Origin of the sequence: Nesterenkonia sandarakina (assembly GCF_003003175.1) — a bacterium.
GTDB classification, from domain to species: Bacteria; Actinomycetota; Actinomycetes; order Actinomycetales; family Micrococcaceae; genus Nesterenkonia; species Nesterenkonia sandarakina_A.
In genome coordinates this window covers 104476-117957 of sequence record NZ_PVTY01000002.1, presented here as the reverse complement: position 1 = coordinate 117957, position 13482 = coordinate 104476, and the positions used below count along the sequence as shown (strand labels likewise).

The following is a 13482-nucleotide window of genomic DNA, read 5'->3' as shown; positions in this document are numbered from 1 at the left end:
ATGGTTCTGCCCCGCCTCGCCTGCACGATCGCAGCTCTCACCGCTCTCCCGGCTGGCCCCCTCCCGGCCACCTGTGCCCGGAACCCCCGGATCCCGAACCCCTGCATCCCGAACCCCCGGTCAGGGGATTCCTGATGGCGAAGGCTCGGCTGAGCGCGGAGGGACGCCGGCAGTGGCAGGAGCAGCAGGCTCGGCGCGCTCGGATCTACCGCAGACGCCGGGCCGTGGTGGTCCTGCTGCTCATCCTCGTCCTGGCGCTCATCGGCTACCTGCTGCCCCGCGCCTGGGACGGAGTCCGCACGGCGCTGGGCTGGGATCAGACGCTCTCCGAGGTGCGTGGGGACCAGCTCCCGGGCGGCCAGGACGCGTCGCCGAACTCCGAGCCCAGTTCCGAACCCAGCTCCGGACCGGCTCAGGAGCCCGCCCCGGAGCGGGCCAGTGATCCCTCATGGGACCCGGACTCGATCCACGTGCTGGTGAACCCGCAGAACCCGTTGGAGCCGGAGGACTACGCCCCCGAGGACCTGGTGGCCCCACAGGTGCGCACGACCGCCGAGAACCAGCTGCTGCTGCGTGAACCCGCGGCGGAGGCGCTCGCGCAGCTCATCGATGCGGCGGGCGCGGACGGGCAGGTCCTCGCGATGACCAGCGGCTACCGGTCCTATGACGCGCAGGTCGGGATCTATGCGAACCGTCACGCCGCGGTGGGCACCGAAGCCACCGACGAGCTCGTCGCCCGCCCAGGCTATTCGGAGCACCAGACCGGGCTGGCCGCCGATGTGATCAGCATCGAGAACCCCGACTGCATCCAGGGAGACTGCTTCGCCGACACCCCGGAGGGTCAGTGGGTCGCCGAGAACGCCGCGGACCATGGGTTCGTGATCCGGTACCTGGAGGGCGCCCAGGAGATCACCGGCTACGACTTCGAGCCCTGGCATCTGCGCTATGTCGGTCAGGACACCGCCCGGGAGGTCGCCGCGCAGGGCCTCACCCTGGAGGAGTACTGGGACCAGCCAGCGGCGGCGGAGTACGACGACGCCGCGCCACCCCTGCCCTGAGGCGCGCGGCGGGCCGTCGATGCACCCCGGGAAGCCTCGCGCTGACCAGCGCCGGGAGCAGATCCTCGGTGTCCTAGACTTCTTCCATGCTCAAGGGATTCAGACACTTCATCACGCGCGGAAACGTCGTGGACCTGGCCACCGCGGTGGTCATCGGCACCGCATTCACCGCAGTGGTCACCGCGCTGGTGGAGGGCGTGCTGATGCCGCTGATCTCCGCGCTGGTCGGCACCCCCGACTTCGACGACTTCGCAGTGGTGGTGCTCAACGACACCCCGATCCGCTTCGGCGTGCTGCTGACCGCACTGGTGAACTTCCTGCTGATCGCCGGCGCCGTCTACTTCGTGATCATCGCGCCGATGACCCGCATGATCGAGGCCCGGGAGCGCCGTTCGAAGGCCGCGCCCGCGGTCGCAGAGGATGAGAACATCTCGCTGCTCCGGGAGATCCGCGACCAGCTCAAGGCACAGACCGAGGTCACCAACCCGGCATTCCTGGCCTCTCTGGCCGAAGCCCAGCGGCAGGCGGCCGAGGACGCGGATCAGCAGAGCACCCCGGGGCCGCGGCGCCACCCGGTGCTGGGCAGGGCCAAGGACATGGTCTGGGGCAAGGACTAGACCCCGCCCCTCGACGAACCGAGGGGCGGGGGGTGGGTCAGAGGGCGAGTTCCGCCTTGACGACGTCGGCCAGGGCCTCTGACTCGGTGCGGGCCAGCTCCGCGGTCGGTGCTTCCACCATCACGCGAACCACCGGCTCGGTGCCGGAGGGGCGCAGCAGCACCCGGCCGGTGGCGCCGAGCCGGGCCTCCACCTGGGCCACGGCCTGCTGGACCGGCTGGTGCGTCTTGACCCGGGTCCGATCCACACCCTTGACGTTGATCAGCACCTGCGGGAGCCGGGTCATGGCCTCTGCGGCGAGCGTCTGGACGGACCTGCCCGTCGCGGCGACGCGTGCGGCCAGCTGCAGCCCGGTGAGCAGGCCGTCGCCGGTGGTGGCGTAGTCCGCGAAGATCAGGTGACCCGACTGCTCCCCGCCGAGGTTGTACCCGGCGGCGCGCATCGCGGCGAGCACGTACCGGTCACCCACCGCGGTCTCCACGAGCTTGACCCCTGCGGCCTCCATGCCGAGCTTCAGGCCGAGGTTGGACATCACGGTGACGACCAGTGTGTCATCGACCAGGGTCCCGGCCTCCTTCTGCGCGATCGCCAGGATCCCCATGATCTGATCACCGTCGATGATCTCGCCGGTGTGGTCGACGGCGAGGCAGCGGTCGGCGTCGCCGTCGTGGGCGATGCCGAGATCCGCCCGGTGCTCGCGGACCGCGTCCTGCAGCGGGCCCAGGTGGGTCGAGCCATAGCCCTCGTTGATGTTCAGCCCGTCAGGCTCCGCGCCGATGACGATCACTTCGGCTCCGGCGTCGGTGAAGGCCTGCGGGGAGACCCCTGCGGCGGCGCCGTGGGCGCAGTCGAGCACGATCTTGAGCCCTTTGAGGCTGATGCCGCCGAGCGAGCGCAGCAGGTGCACCAGGTAGCGGTCCTCCGCGTCGGCGAAGCGGCTGACCCGTCCGACGTCGGCGCCGGTGGGCCGCGGCGGGGCCAGGCCCATCTCGGTCTCGATGGCGTCCTCAGCGGCGTCGTCGAGCTTGTGCCCGCCGCGGGCCAGGAACTTGATCCCGTTGTCGGGGGCCGGGTTGTGCGAGGCGGAGATCATCACGCCGAAGTCCGCTTCGATGTCGGCGACCAGGAAGGCCGCGGCCGGGGTGGGCAGCACGCCGGCGTCGAACACGTCGACTCCGCTGCTGGCGATGCCCGCCTGGACCGCGGCGGAGATGAACTCCCCGGAGATGCGTGGATCCCGCGCCACCACTGCGGTGGGTCGGGTGCCGGGGGTCACCTGCCGGTGGCCGAGGATGGTTGCTGCTGACTGGGAGAGGGTGAGGGCGAGTTCAGCGGTGAGCAGCTCGTTGGCCACACCGCGCACGCCGTCAGTGCCGAAAAGTCGTGCCATGATGACGCTCAGTCTAATGGGCCAGGCCCCCACAGACGCGAAGAACCCCGCCGGAGAGTCTCCGGCGGGGTTCTTCGAGCAGCTGGGGGTCAGGACCAGGACGGCGGCTGGCGCAGTCCTGGGTCGTGACCGATCAGCGCTTGGAGTACTGCGGTGCCTTGCGGGCCTTCTTGAGACCGGCCTTCTTGCGCTCCACCGCACGGGCGTCGCGAGTCAGGAATCCGGCCTTCTTCAGCGCCGCGCGGTTGTGGTCGCGGTCGATCTCGTTGAGTGCACGGGAGATGCCGAGCCGCAGCGCGCCGGACTGACCCGAGGGGCCGCCGCCGTCGATGCGGGCAATGACGTCATAGGCGCCCTTGAGACCCAGCAGGGTGAACGGATCATTCACTTCCTGCTGGTGCAGCTTGTTGGGGAAGTACTCCTCCAGGCTGCGGCCGTTGAGGGTCCACTGGCCGGTGCCCGGGGCGATCCGGACGCGGGCACGTGCGCGCTTACGGCGACCGATGGCGGCTCCGCCGACGGTCAACGGTGCACGCTCGGACTCGCCGGCGGTCTCCTCGGTGGGGGTTGATTCCGAGGTGTAGCTTGAAAGCTCCTCGGTTTCGGTGAGCTCTTCAGTGTTCTGAGCCACGATTCTCCTTGAAAATTCTAGTGTCGGGTGGCCAGGACTACTGAGTGACCTGGGAGATGTCGAACGGCTTGGGCTGCTGTGCGACGTGCGGGTGCTCAGCACCTGCGTAGACGCGCAGCTTCTTCAGCTGTGCCGTTCCGAGCTTGTTGTGAGGCAACATGCCCTTGACCGCCTGGTAGACAGCGCGGGTCGGGTAGCGCGAGACCATCTCGTTGAAGGTCAGCGACTTGATGCCGCCGGGAAAACCGGAGTGGCGCCAGTAGCGCTTCTTCTCGGCCTTGTCGCCAGTCATGGCGACCTTCTCGGCGTTGATGATGATGACGAAGTCGCCCATGTCCTGGTGTGGGACGAAGGTCGGCTTGTGCTTGCCGCGCAGCAGCGCAGCAGTCTGGGAGGCGAGACGGCCCAGCACGACGTCAGTCGCGTCGATGACGTGCCACTGGGCGTCGGCGTCGCCAGGCTTCGGGGTGTACGTACGCACGTTGGTATGCCTTCGGTCGATGTTCTACGGTTCAGTGCACTGATTCTCTGGTGTGTGAGAACCACTGAGGATCAGTGACTGTTTCTTCGCGAGTGCGACATCCGGATTCCCAGGTGAGGACTGGGAAAAGACCGGGCCCGTGAGTTCCCCTACAGTCCGCGGAGGCTGACGACCATGCAACTGAGCCGCCTCGACACGGACCCACGCAGGGGTGGACACGCACAACAACCAACAACTATACAGAGCGCCCCTGCCTTTGAGCAAAGTCACGTCCCAGAGTGCCTGGCAGTGACCCGTTCTCAGGGCGGGGGCGCGGCTGTCTCACCAAGGTCTCAGCCCGGTTCGGACGGGGGCCTCAGCGGTGGTTCAGCTGCTCCTGGCGGCTCGTGGAGCCTTCTCATAGGCGCCGTCGGACATGTCCTCCAGCTCGCGCCCATTGGTCTCTGGGACCCACTTGAGCACGAAAAACATCGACAGCAGCGCTGAGGCGGCGTAGAAGCCGTAGGCGAAGACCAGGGAGAACGCCGCCATCTCGGGGAAGAGCATCGAGATCACGAAGTTCGCGGCCCAGTTCGCCGAGGCGGTGACGCCCAGGGCGACGGCGCGGATCCGGTTGGGGAACATCTCCCCCAGCAGGACCCACATGAACGGCCCCCAGGTCGCACCGAAGAAGAGCACGAACACGTTCGCGGAGACCAGCGCAATCATGCCCCAGGCGCCGGGCAGGGAGACGAGCTCCTCGCCGTCGGCGCCCATGGTCACGATCGCCTGGCTGAAGGCCACGGCCATCATGCCCAGGCCCAGTGCCATGCCGGCGGAGCCGACCGCCAGCGGGATCCGGCGTCCCACCTTGTCCACGATGATGATGCCGATGACGGTGGCGACGATGTTGACGCTGGTGGTGATGATCTGGACCAGGAAGGCCTGGTCCTCGGCGATGCCCACGGCCTGCCACAGCGTGTTGGAGTAGTAGAAGATCACGTTGATGCCCACGAACTGCTGGAACACGGCCAGGCCCAGGCCCACCCAGACGATCGGGGTGAGCCTCCCGCTGACGATCAGGTCGCGGAACTTCTGCCGGGCCTCCATGTTGATGGTCTCGCGGACCTCTTTGATCTTCTGCGCGATGGCAGACTCACCCTTGATGCCCACGATCTCCTCGAGCACCTTCGCGGCCTGCTTCTCCCGGCCGCGGGAGACCAGGTAGCGCGGAGACTCAGGGATCGAGGAGGCCAGCAGGCCATAGAGCAGGGCCGGTCCGGCTTCGAGCAGGAACATCCAGCGCCATGCCTCGAGGCCGAACCACAGCTCCTCCGCCGCGCCGTTGGCGACGTTGGCGACGAAGGCGTTGGAGGAGGCGGCCATGAAGATGCCGATCACGATGGCGAGCTGCCAGGTGGAGCCGAGGCGTCCACGCAGATGGGTGGGCGCGACCTCGGCGATGTAGGCCGGCGCGATCACCGAGGCCATGCCGACGCCGATGCCGCCGAGCACCCGCCAGAGCACCAGGTCCACGGCGCCGAAGGCCAGCCCGGAGCCGATGGCCGAGATGAAGAACAGCGCGGCGGCGACCATCATGGCGCGCTGGCGACCGATGCGGTCAGAGAGGCTGCCGCCGGCCCAGGCGCCGACCATGCAGCCGAGCAGGGCCGAGGAGACGGTGAAGCCGATGGCGAGGTCGGAGAGGCCGAACTGGGCCTGGATGGGGCCGACCGCCCCGTTGATCACGGCGGTGTCGAAGCCGAAGAGGAAGCCGCCGAACGCGGCGACCAGGACGACCCACGCGACGCCGCCGATGCCGGATTCCTGCGAGCGAGAAGTGGTGCTCATCAGTGGTTGGTTCCTTAACAGGTCAGGGATGAGGGCCTTCGTCAGTGAAGGCAAGCCCGAACGAGTATGGTCCTTGGACGTGAACCACGCCACCCCCGCGACCCCGGAGGACACAGCCCGCGTGGGGGTGACGCCGGTCTCCCGGCCAGTGCTGACGGGGCATCGCGCGCCGAGCGCCCGGTGCGACCGAACCGCGTGCTGTGGGTGAGATCACAGCAGGGAATCGCTGTCACCCCTGCTCAGCGGGCTGCCGGAGCGCCCGGGTCTGTTGCGCCCGAGCGCCCAGCTGCTCCGGCGCCGGGTACTGCACGGACTCCAGGACCAGTCCCCCGGGCGGGGCCAGGCGGACCCGCTGGTCCCAGGCCGGCTCGTCCAGGCGGCGCAGGAGCCAGCCAGGGGCGCGGCGTCCCTCCCCCACGTCCAGGCAGGCGCCGATGAGTGCACGCACCATGTGGTGGCAGAACGCGTCGGCGGTGAGCGCCGCGACGATCACGCCCTCGTGGTCGCGGCGGATGCTGAAGTCGTGGAGCTCACGGATGGTGCTGCTGCGCTCCCGGGGCCGGCAGAAACTGCCGAAGTCCTGCAGCCCGGCCACAGAGGCCGCCTCCAGGCGCATCAGCTCGGCATCGAGGGGAACCCGGTGCCAGGCGGTGTCGGAATGGCGCAGCGGGTCCTTCAGCGCCGGTGTGTCAGCGATGCGGTAGCGGTAGGTGCGGCTCAGCGCGGAGAACCTGGCGTCGAAGTCCGGCGGCACGATCGAGGCGGCGAAGACGACGACGGCGCCGCGCTCTTGGTGCAGCACACCGCCCAACCGGCGGACGAGCGCCACCTCGGGGGTGATCCCCCGGCCTCGACCCAGCGTGGCGTATTCGGACTCGGTCAGGTCCAGGTGCACGACCTGTCCACGGGCGTGGACCCCGGCGTCGGTGCGTCCGGCCACGATCAGCGGCACCTCGCGGCGCAGGAGCGTGGCGAGGCCCTCACGCAGGGCCCCTTCCACGGTGCGCAGGCCCGGCTGGGCGGCCCAGCCGTGGAAGGCGCTGCCGTCATACGCCAGGTCCAGGCGCAGCCTCAGGGAGGCAGTCCAGGGGTCTTCGCGGATGCTCATGCGCTCCCGCCTTTCGGTACAGACACCTCAGGCGCCCGCGATCGGTGAGATCGGGGGCGCCTGAGGGGTGCGTGCTGAGTGGTCTACTTCTGACCCTCGGCCTCGGTGGACTCCGCCGGAGCGGACTCCGACTCGGTGGTCGCGGTGTCAGCGGAATCGGTCTCGGTGGTCTGAGCCTCGGTGGACTCGACCTCGGTGGACTCGACCTCGGTGGCCTCTTCCTGTGCCGGCTGCGCGGCGGGGGTCGCGGTGGCCTGTTCGGCCTCCTTGACGACTGCCTGCTTGGGCGAGACGGGCTCCATGACGAGCTCGATGACAGCCATCGGGGCGTTGTCGCCCTTGCGGTTGCCGATCTTCACGATGCGGGTGTAGCCGCCTTCGCGCTCGGCCATGGCCGGGGCGATCACGGTGAACAGCTCGTGGACGATCGCCTGGTTGGTCGCGCTGTTGGCGCTGATCTTGCCGACGACGCGGCGGCGAGCAGCGATGTCGCCCTGCTTCGCCATGGTGATCAGACGCTCTGCGTAGGGGCGGAGGCGCTTGGCCTTGGTCAGCGTGGTGGTGATCGCGCGGTGCTCGAACAGGTTGGCGGAAAGGTTCGCCAACATCATCTTCTCGTGCGACGGGCTGCCGCCCAGGCGCGGACCCTTGGTGGGGGTAGGCATGGTCTGGTTCTCCTTGAGTGGTGCGCAGTCAGTTCAGTTGAACGTCAGCGCGAATAGTTGTCGTGGGCCGCAGTTCTTCAGAACCGCTGCTGCTCTTCTTCGACGTAGTCCTCGTCGCCAGCTTCCTGGAAGCGAGCCGCGGTCGGGTCGAAGCCTGCCGGGGAGTCCTTGAGGCTCAGGCCAAGCTCGACGAGCTTGTCCTTGACCTCGTCGATGGACTTGGCACCGAAGTTGCGGATGTCCATCAGATCGGCCTCGGAACGTGCCACGAGTTCACCCACGCTGTGGATGCCCTCGCGCTTGAGGCAGTTGTACGACCGCACGGTCAGCTCGAGATCTTCGATCGGCAGAGCCATGTCGGCAGCCAGGGCGGCGTCGGTCGGCGATGGGCCGATCTCGATGCCCTCGGCTGCGACGTTGAGCTCGCGAGCCAGCGAGAAGAGCTCGACCAGGGTGGTGCCTGCGGATGCCAGGGCATCGCGGGGCTCCATGGACGGCTTGGTCTCGACGTCGACGGTGAGCTTGTCGAAGTCGGTGCGCTGCTCCACACGAGTCGCCTCGACCTTGAAGGAGACCTTCAAGACCGGGGAGTAGATGGAGTCGACCGGGATCCGGCCGATCTCGGCATCTGCCATCTTGTTCTGTGCAGCTGAGACATAGCCGCGACCGCGTTCCACGGTCAGCTCCATGTCGAGCTTGCCGTGCTCGTTCAGCGTGGCGAGGTGGAGATCCGGGTTGTGGAACTCCACGCCTGCTGGCGGAGTGATGTCGGCGGCGGTGACGGGACCGGGGCCCTCCTTGCGGAGGTAGGCGACGACGGGCTCGTCATGCTCGGAAGAGACGGAGAGCCGCTTCACGTTCAGGATGAGCTCGGTGACGTCTTCCTTGGTGCCGGCGATGGTGGTGAACTCATGGAGCACACCATCGATCCGGACGCTGGTGACGGCCGCACCGGGGATGGAGGAGAGCAGGGTGCGACGCATGGAGTTGCCGAGGGTGTAGCCGAAGCCCGGCTCGAGGGGCTCGATGACGAAGCGGGAGCGATTGTCGGCGACAACTTCTTCGGTCAGCGTGGGGCGCTGTGCAATGAGCACTGATTGTTCCTTTCAGAGTGCGTCCGCTATATGACGCATTCTCACTGAGTAATGATGCTCGACCTGCCCCCGGCGCTGCGGCCGGGGGCAGGTTCTAATGTCTTGTTAAAGAAGTTGCTCAGACGCGGCGGCGCTTGGGCGGGCGGCAGCCGTTGTGCGCGCTCGGGGTGACGTCCGAGATGGAGCCGACCTCGAGGCCTGCGGCCTGCAGCGAGCGGATCGCGGTTTCGCGGCCCGAGCCGGGTCCCTTGACGAAGACCTCGACCTTCTTCATCCCGTGCTCCTGTGCGCGCTTGGCGGCCTGCTCGGCGGCCAGCTGCGCGGCGAAAGGAGTGGACTTTCGTGAACCCTTGAATCCGACTTCACCTGAAGACGCCCAGGACACGACTGCGCCCTGCGGGTCGGTGATGGAGACGATGGTGTTGTTGAAGGTCGACTTGATGTGAGCCTGACCCTGGGTGATGTTCTTGCTGACTTTGCGGCGCGGCTTGCGGGCCGATGCGCGTGACTTTGGTGGCATTTCTTCTCCGTGACTGAGTTCTTCGGATCAACTGCTGACTCGGTGCGAGCCGGCGCTGCTGAACTACTTCTTCTTACCTGCGACGGTCTTCTTCGAGCCCTTACGGGTACGAGCGTTGGTCTTGGTGCGCTGACCGCGGACCGGAAGGCCGCGACGGTGGCGGATACCTTCGTAAGAGCCGATCTCGACCTTGCGGCGGATGTCAGCAGCGACCTCACGACGAAGGTCACCCTCGACGGTGAGATTGCTCTCGATGTAGTCACGCAGAGAGATCAGCTGATCGTCAGTCAGATCCTTCACGCGGGTACCAGCTTCGATACCGGTTGCTTGCAGGGCTGCTTCGGCGCTCGTGCGCCCAACGCCATAGATATAAGTGAGTGCGATCACCGTGCGCTTTTCGCGCGGGATGTCTACACCTGCCAGACGTGCCACAGTGGCAGTCCTCCTTGTTCTCTTCCGAAGGTCTTCAGCAGTGCAATTCCCTCTGGGACCCTCTCGGGCCCGACATCGGAGGTGATGTCATCAGCGGGTCCCCGGCCTTCGGAAACCGGGGGTGTGCTCGTCCAGCTCAGTGACGGGCTGCACTGCATATGATGTGAGCTGTCCAGCGCGGGTGCGCCCTCACTTACGTGTCGTAAGTGGAGGACTCAGCCCTGGCGCTGCTTGTGGCGTGGGTTGCTCTTGCAGATCACACGGATCACGCCACTGCGGCGGATGACTTTGCAGTCAGTGCAGATCTGCTTCACGCTCGGCTGAACCTTCATGGGTTCTCCTCTTATTCGGTCGCGTGCGACAGGTTTTTACGTTGACCGACGCGTTCGTCGACTCACTTATAGCGGTAGACGATGCGCCCACGGTTGAGGTCATACGGGCTCATCTCCACCACTACGCGATCCTCGGGGAGGATGCGAATGTAGTGCTGGCGCATCTTGCCCGAAATGGTCGCGAGGACGACGTGCTCGTTCTCCAGACGCACGCGGAACATTGCATTCGGCAGGGCTTCAGAAACCCGGCCCTCTACTTCGATGACGCCTTCTTTTTTACCCATATGCTCCACATACCGTTCGCGACCCCCTGCCCTCCGTCGCCGACACTGCGGCGCAGTGCAGCTTCGGGTGACCGAAGGGTCTGATTCGATTGCTGCGGCGTCTCTGGATCAGACATGCCGACACAGTGTGCAGGCATGCAGAACGGCAGAGACAACCAGCAGTACAGCCTACAGGACGGTTTCGCCCTGGACAACTTGCCTTGCGAGGACCTTGCGGCGCCGCAGTCCGCGGCCGTCAGCCCTGGCTCGGTGCCGGTCCGGCGCTAGGGCAGCGGCACCGGGGTCACGCCCAGCGGCGCGAGCACGGCGGCCCCGCCGTCGGCGGCGGTGAGCACCCAGATGCCCTCCTCGTGGCGGGCCACGGAGTGCTCCCACTGGCTGGCGCGGGAGCCGTCGGTGGTGACCACGGTCCAGTCGTCGTCGAGCACCTTGGTCTCGATGCCGCCGCGGGTGAGCATCGGCTCGATCGCCAGCGCCATGCCGGGCCGGATCTTGGCGCCCTTCATCCCGGTGGCGTAGTTGAACACGTCCGGGGGCATGTGCATCTCTGACCCGATGCCGTGGCCCACATAGTCCTCCAGGATGCCCAGCTTCTTGCCGGGCTGGGCGGAGACATAGTCCTCGATGGCCTCGCCGATCTCGCCGACGCTCTTGGCGGTCGCGAAGGCAGCGATCCCCCGCCACATCGCCGCCTCGGTGATCCTCGAGAGCCGTTCATCCTCGGGATCCGCGGTGCCGTCCTGGGAGGACCCCAGGATCAGGGTGCGCGCCGAGTCGGAGTGCCAGCCTTCGATGATGCAGCCGCCGTCGATCTTGATCACGTCACCGGCGCCCAGGACCCGCTCCCCCGGGATCCCGTGGACGACTTCATCATTGACCGAGGCACAGATGTAGCCGGGGAACCCGTGATAGTTCAGGAAGTTGGGCTTCGCGCCGCGCGCAGTGATGATCTCGGCGAACACATCGTTGAGCTCGGCGGTGCTCACACCGGGTGCGGCTGCTGCGAGGGTGGCGTCGAGGGCCTCGTTGAGGATGGCCCCCGCGGCGGCCATGTGGCGCAGCTGCTCCTCCGACTTCAGCTCGATCCGGCTGCGCGAGAACATCAGGACTTCAGTGCTTCCATGATGCGTGCGTTGACCTCGTCCATCGGGCCCAGTCCGTCCACGCGGCGCACCAGCCCGCGAGCGTCGTACTCGGCGATCATCGGCGCGGTCTCGGAGTCGAAGATCTCCAGCCGGCGACGGATGGCGCCCTCGTCGGCGTCGTCCTCCCGGCCCTCGATCTCGGCCCGCTTCTTCAGCCGCATGATGAGCTCCTCGCGGTCAGCGGTGAGCTCCAGCACCACATCGAGGCTCACGTCGAGCCGGGAGAGCATCTCATCCAGCGCAGCGACCTGCGTGCGGTTGCGCGGGTAGCCATCGAGCAGGAAGCCGTTCTTGGCGTCCTCCCAGGTGAGCCGGTCTTCGACCATCCGGTTGGTGACGGAGTCCGGCACCAGGTCTCCGGCGTCGACGTAGCCCTGCGCCTCGCGTCCGAGCTCGGTCTGTTCCTTGATGTTCACCCGAAAGATGTCACCGGTGGAGATGGCGACGATGCCAAGGTCCTCGGAGATCCGCTTCGACTGGGTGCCCTTGCCTGAACCGGCAGGCCCGACTATCAACATGCGCGTCATCGCAGCAACCCTTCATAGTTCCGTTGTTCCATCTGTGCGTTGATCTGTTTCACCGTGGTGAGTCCGACGCCGACCATGATCAGGATCGAGGTGCCGCCGAACGGGAAGTTCTGGTTCGCGCCGATCAGCACGAAGGCGATCAGCGGGATCAGCGCGATCAGACCCAGGTAGAGCGCACCGGGGAAGGTGATCCTGGAGATCACGTAGGCCAGGTAGCTCTCGGTGGGCTTGCCCGCTCGGATCCCGGGGATGAACCCGCCGAACTTGCGCATGTTCTCGGCGACCTCGTTCGGGTTGAACGTTATCGTGACGTAGAAGTAGGTGAAGAAGATGGTCATCAGGAAGAACACCGCCATATACAGCGGGTGGGTTCCGCCGACGAAGTACGTCTGGATGAACTGGATGAACGCGGATGGCTCTTCGCCTGGACCGGGCTGGTTGAACTGCGCCAGCACGGAGGGGAGCATCAGCACCGAGGAGGCGAAGATGACCGGGATGACGCCGGCCATGTTGACCTTGATCGGAATGTAGGTCGAGGTCCCGCCGACGGTGCGACGGCCCACCTGGCGCTTGGCGTACTGGACCGGCACGCGACGCTGGGACTGCTCGACGAAGACGACGGCGGCGATGGTGACCAGACCGATCAGCATCACCATGCCGAAGGTGCGCCAGCCCTGGGTGTTCCAGATCTCGCCCATGGCACCCGGGAACCCGGCCGCGATGGAGACGAAGATCAGGATGGACATGCCGTTGCCGACGCCGCGTTCGGTGATCTGTTCGCCGAGCCACATGATCAGCGCGACACCGGCGACCAGGGCCAGGATCATCAGCAGCACGACGGGCAGGGCGTCGCTGGTGATGATCGGGATGTCACAGCCCAGCAGGGTGCCGGTCCGCGCGGTGGACACCAGCGTGGTGGCGTTCAGCGTCGCCAGGGCGATGGTGAGGTAGCGCGTGTACTGGGTCAGCTTGGACTGGCCCTGGGGCCCCTCCCGCTGGAGGTTCTCGAAGCGCGGGATGACCACGCGCAGCAGCTGCACGATGATCGCCGCGGTGATGTAGGGCATGATTCCGAGCGCGAAGATGGACACCTGGAGCAGGGCTCCGCCGGAGAACATGTTCACGAAGGAATAGAGGCCGCCCTCAGTGGTTCCCAGTGCCAGGCACTGCTGCACTGCTGAGTAGTCCACCCCGGGTGCCGGGATGAATGCGCCGATGCGGTAGATCGCGATGATCGCGATGGTGAACCAGATCTTTCGACGCAGGTCGGGTGTCTTGAACACCCTTGCGATCGCGCTGAACAAGCGGCCTCCTGATGCGTGAATTGCCGTTGCGCGGCCTTCGGCCGCACAGTCAGTCATACTAACG

Annotated in this window: 16 protein-coding genes; 2 read left to right on the top strand and 14 right to left on the bottom strand. The window is 66.7% G+C overall.

Going from position 1 to position 13482, the window contains the following annotated elements:
* Positions 1-134: 134 nt before the first annotated feature.
* Positions 135-1058 carry a M15 family metallopeptidase gene (locus tag BCL67_RS02130; protein ID WP_106121820.1) on the top strand — a complete coding sequence of 308 codons (924 nt, stop codon included), beginning with the start codon at positions 135-137 and terminating at the stop codon, positions 1056-1058.
* Between the two features lie 86 nt (positions 1059-1144).
* The gene (gene mscL, locus BCL67_RS02125) at positions 1145-1675 is read left to right on the top strand and encodes a large conductance mechanosensitive channel protein MscL (protein ID WP_106121819.1); all 531 of its coding nucleotides are present in this window, start codon (positions 1145-1147) and stop codon (positions 1673-1675) included.
* 37 nt (positions 1676-1712) lie between these two features.
* Here mscL and glmM read toward each other — a convergent pair whose 3' ends face one another.
* The 14 genes from glmM to secY all read right to left on the bottom strand — a co-directional run bounded on the left by glmM (position 1713) and on the right by secY (position 13418).
* Positions 1713-3065 carry a phosphoglucosamine mutase gene (gene glmM / locus BCL67_RS02120; protein ID WP_106121818.1) on the bottom strand — a complete coding sequence of 451 codons (1353 nt, stop codon included), beginning with the start codon at positions 3063-3065 and terminating at the stop codon, positions 1713-1715.
* A gap of 133 nt (positions 3066-3198) precedes the next feature.
* Positions 3199-3696: a 30S ribosomal protein S9 gene (rpsI, locus tag BCL67_RS02115; protein WP_106121817.1), complete on the bottom strand. Its 498-nt coding sequence runs from the start codon at positions 3694-3696 to the stop codon at positions 3199-3201.
* Positions 3697-3733: 37 nt separating this feature from the next.
* The gene (gene rplM / locus BCL67_RS02110; protein WP_106121816.1) at positions 3734-4177 is read right to left on the bottom strand and encodes a 50S ribosomal protein L13; all 444 of its coding nucleotides are present in this window, start codon (positions 4175-4177) and stop codon (positions 3734-3736) included.
* A 366-nt stretch (positions 4178-4543) separates the two neighbouring features.
* Entirely contained in the window at positions 4544-6007 is a 1464-nt protein-coding gene (locus tag BCL67_RS02105; RefSeq protein ID WP_106121815.1) for a sugar porter family MFS transporter, read from the bottom strand.
* 229 nt (positions 6008-6236) lie between these two features.
* Positions 6237-7115 (bottom strand): tRNA pseudouridine(38-40) synthase TruA, encoded by an 879-nt coding sequence (gene truA / locus BCL67_RS02100; RefSeq protein WP_106121814.1) that lies wholly within the window; start codon positions 7113-7115, stop codon positions 6237-6239.
* An 83-nt stretch (positions 7116-7198) separates the two neighbouring features.
* Positions 7199-7780: a 50S ribosomal protein L17 gene (gene rplQ / locus BCL67_RS02095; protein WP_106121813.1), complete on the bottom strand. Its 582-nt coding sequence runs from the start codon at positions 7778-7780 to the stop codon at positions 7199-7201.
* Between the two features lie 77 nt (positions 7781-7857).
* A complete protein-coding gene (locus tag BCL67_RS02090) occupies positions 7858-8874 on the bottom strand; it encodes a DNA-directed RNA polymerase subunit alpha (protein ID WP_106121812.1) in 1017 nt (338 codons plus the stop codon).
* A 118-nt stretch (positions 8875-8992) separates the two neighbouring features.
* The gene (rpsK, locus tag BCL67_RS02085; protein WP_106121811.1) at positions 8993-9394 is read right to left on the bottom strand and encodes a 30S ribosomal protein S11; all 402 of its coding nucleotides are present in this window, start codon (positions 9392-9394) and stop codon (positions 8993-8995) included.
* A gap of 63 nt (positions 9395-9457) precedes the next feature.
* Complete coding sequence (rpsM, locus tag BCL67_RS02080; RefSeq protein ID WP_106121810.1) at positions 9458-9826, bottom strand: 30S ribosomal protein S13; 369 nt, start codon at positions 9824-9826, stop codon at positions 9458-9460.
* A 215-nt stretch (positions 9827-10041) separates the two neighbouring features.
* Positions 10042-10158, bottom strand: coding sequence for a 50S ribosomal protein L36 (gene rpmJ, locus BCL67_RS02075; RefSeq protein ID WP_036473268.1), 117 nt, complete (start codon positions 10156-10158; stop codon positions 10042-10044).
* Between the two features lie 62 nt (positions 10159-10220).
* Complete coding sequence (gene infA / locus BCL67_RS02070) at positions 10221-10442, bottom strand: translation initiation factor IF-1 (protein WP_036473267.1); 222 nt, start codon at positions 10440-10442, stop codon at positions 10221-10223.
* Between the two features lie 263 nt (positions 10443-10705).
* Entirely contained in the window at positions 10706-11545 is an 840-nt protein-coding gene (gene map, locus BCL67_RS02065) for a type I methionyl aminopeptidase (RefSeq protein WP_181255854.1), read from the bottom strand.
* The gene (locus BCL67_RS02060) at positions 11545-12114 is read right to left on the bottom strand and encodes an adenylate kinase (RefSeq protein WP_106121808.1); all 570 of its coding nucleotides are present in this window, start codon (positions 12112-12114) and stop codon (positions 11545-11547) included. The genes map and BCL67_RS02060 overlap by 1 nt, the downstream gene beginning before the upstream one ends.
* Entirely contained in the window at positions 12111-13418 is a 1308-nt protein-coding gene (secY, locus tag BCL67_RS02055; protein WP_106121807.1) for a preprotein translocase subunit SecY, read from the bottom strand. The genes BCL67_RS02060 and secY overlap by 4 nt, the downstream gene beginning before the upstream one ends.
* Between the last annotated feature and the right edge of the window lie 64 nt (positions 13419-13482).

What these genes read in the sequence shown, in the direction of transcription:
- glmM (WP_106121818.1), bottom strand. Translation starts at nt 3,065, where the DNA reads ATGGCACGACTTTTCGGCACTGACGGCGTGCGCGGTGTGGCCAACGAG.
- map (WP_181255854.1), bottom strand. Translation starts at nt 11,545, where the DNA reads ATGTTCTCGCGCAGCCGGATCGAGCTGAAGTCGGAGGAGCAGCTGCGC.
- infA (WP_036473267.1), bottom strand. Translation starts at nt 10,442, where the DNA reads ATGGGTAAAAAAGAAGGCGTCATCGAAGTAGAGGGCCGGGTTTCTGAA.
- BCL67_RS02060 (WP_106121808.1), bottom strand. Translation starts at nt 12,114, where the DNA reads ATGACGCGCATGTTGATAGTCGGGCCTGCCGGTTCAGGCAAGGGCACC.
- truA (WP_106121814.1), bottom strand. Translation starts at nt 7,115, where the DNA reads ATGAGCATCCGCGAAGACCCCTGGACTGCCTCCCTGAGGCTGCGCCTG.
- rpmJ (WP_036473268.1), bottom strand. Translation starts at nt 10,158, where the DNA reads ATGAAGGTTCAGCCGAGCGTGAAGCAGATCTGCACTGACTGCAAAGTC.
- BCL67_RS02130 (WP_106121820.1), top strand. Translation starts at nt 135, where the DNA reads ATGGCGAAGGCTCGGCTGAGCGCGGAGGGACGCCGGCAGTGGCAGGAG.
- BCL67_RS02105 (WP_106121815.1), bottom strand. Translation starts at nt 6,007, where the DNA reads ATGAGCACCACTTCTCGCTCGCAGGAATCCGGCATCGGCGGCGTCGCG.
- rpsK (WP_106121811.1), bottom strand. Translation starts at nt 9,394, where the DNA reads ATGCCACCAAAGTCACGCGCATCGGCCCGCAAGCCGCGCCGCAAAGTC.
- mscL (WP_106121819.1), top strand. Translation starts at nt 1,145, where the DNA reads ATGCTCAAGGGATTCAGACACTTCATCACGCGCGGAAACGTCGTGGAC.
- rplQ (WP_106121813.1), bottom strand. Translation starts at nt 7,780, where the DNA reads ATGCCTACCCCCACCAAGGGTCCGCGCCTGGGCGGCAGCCCGTCGCAC.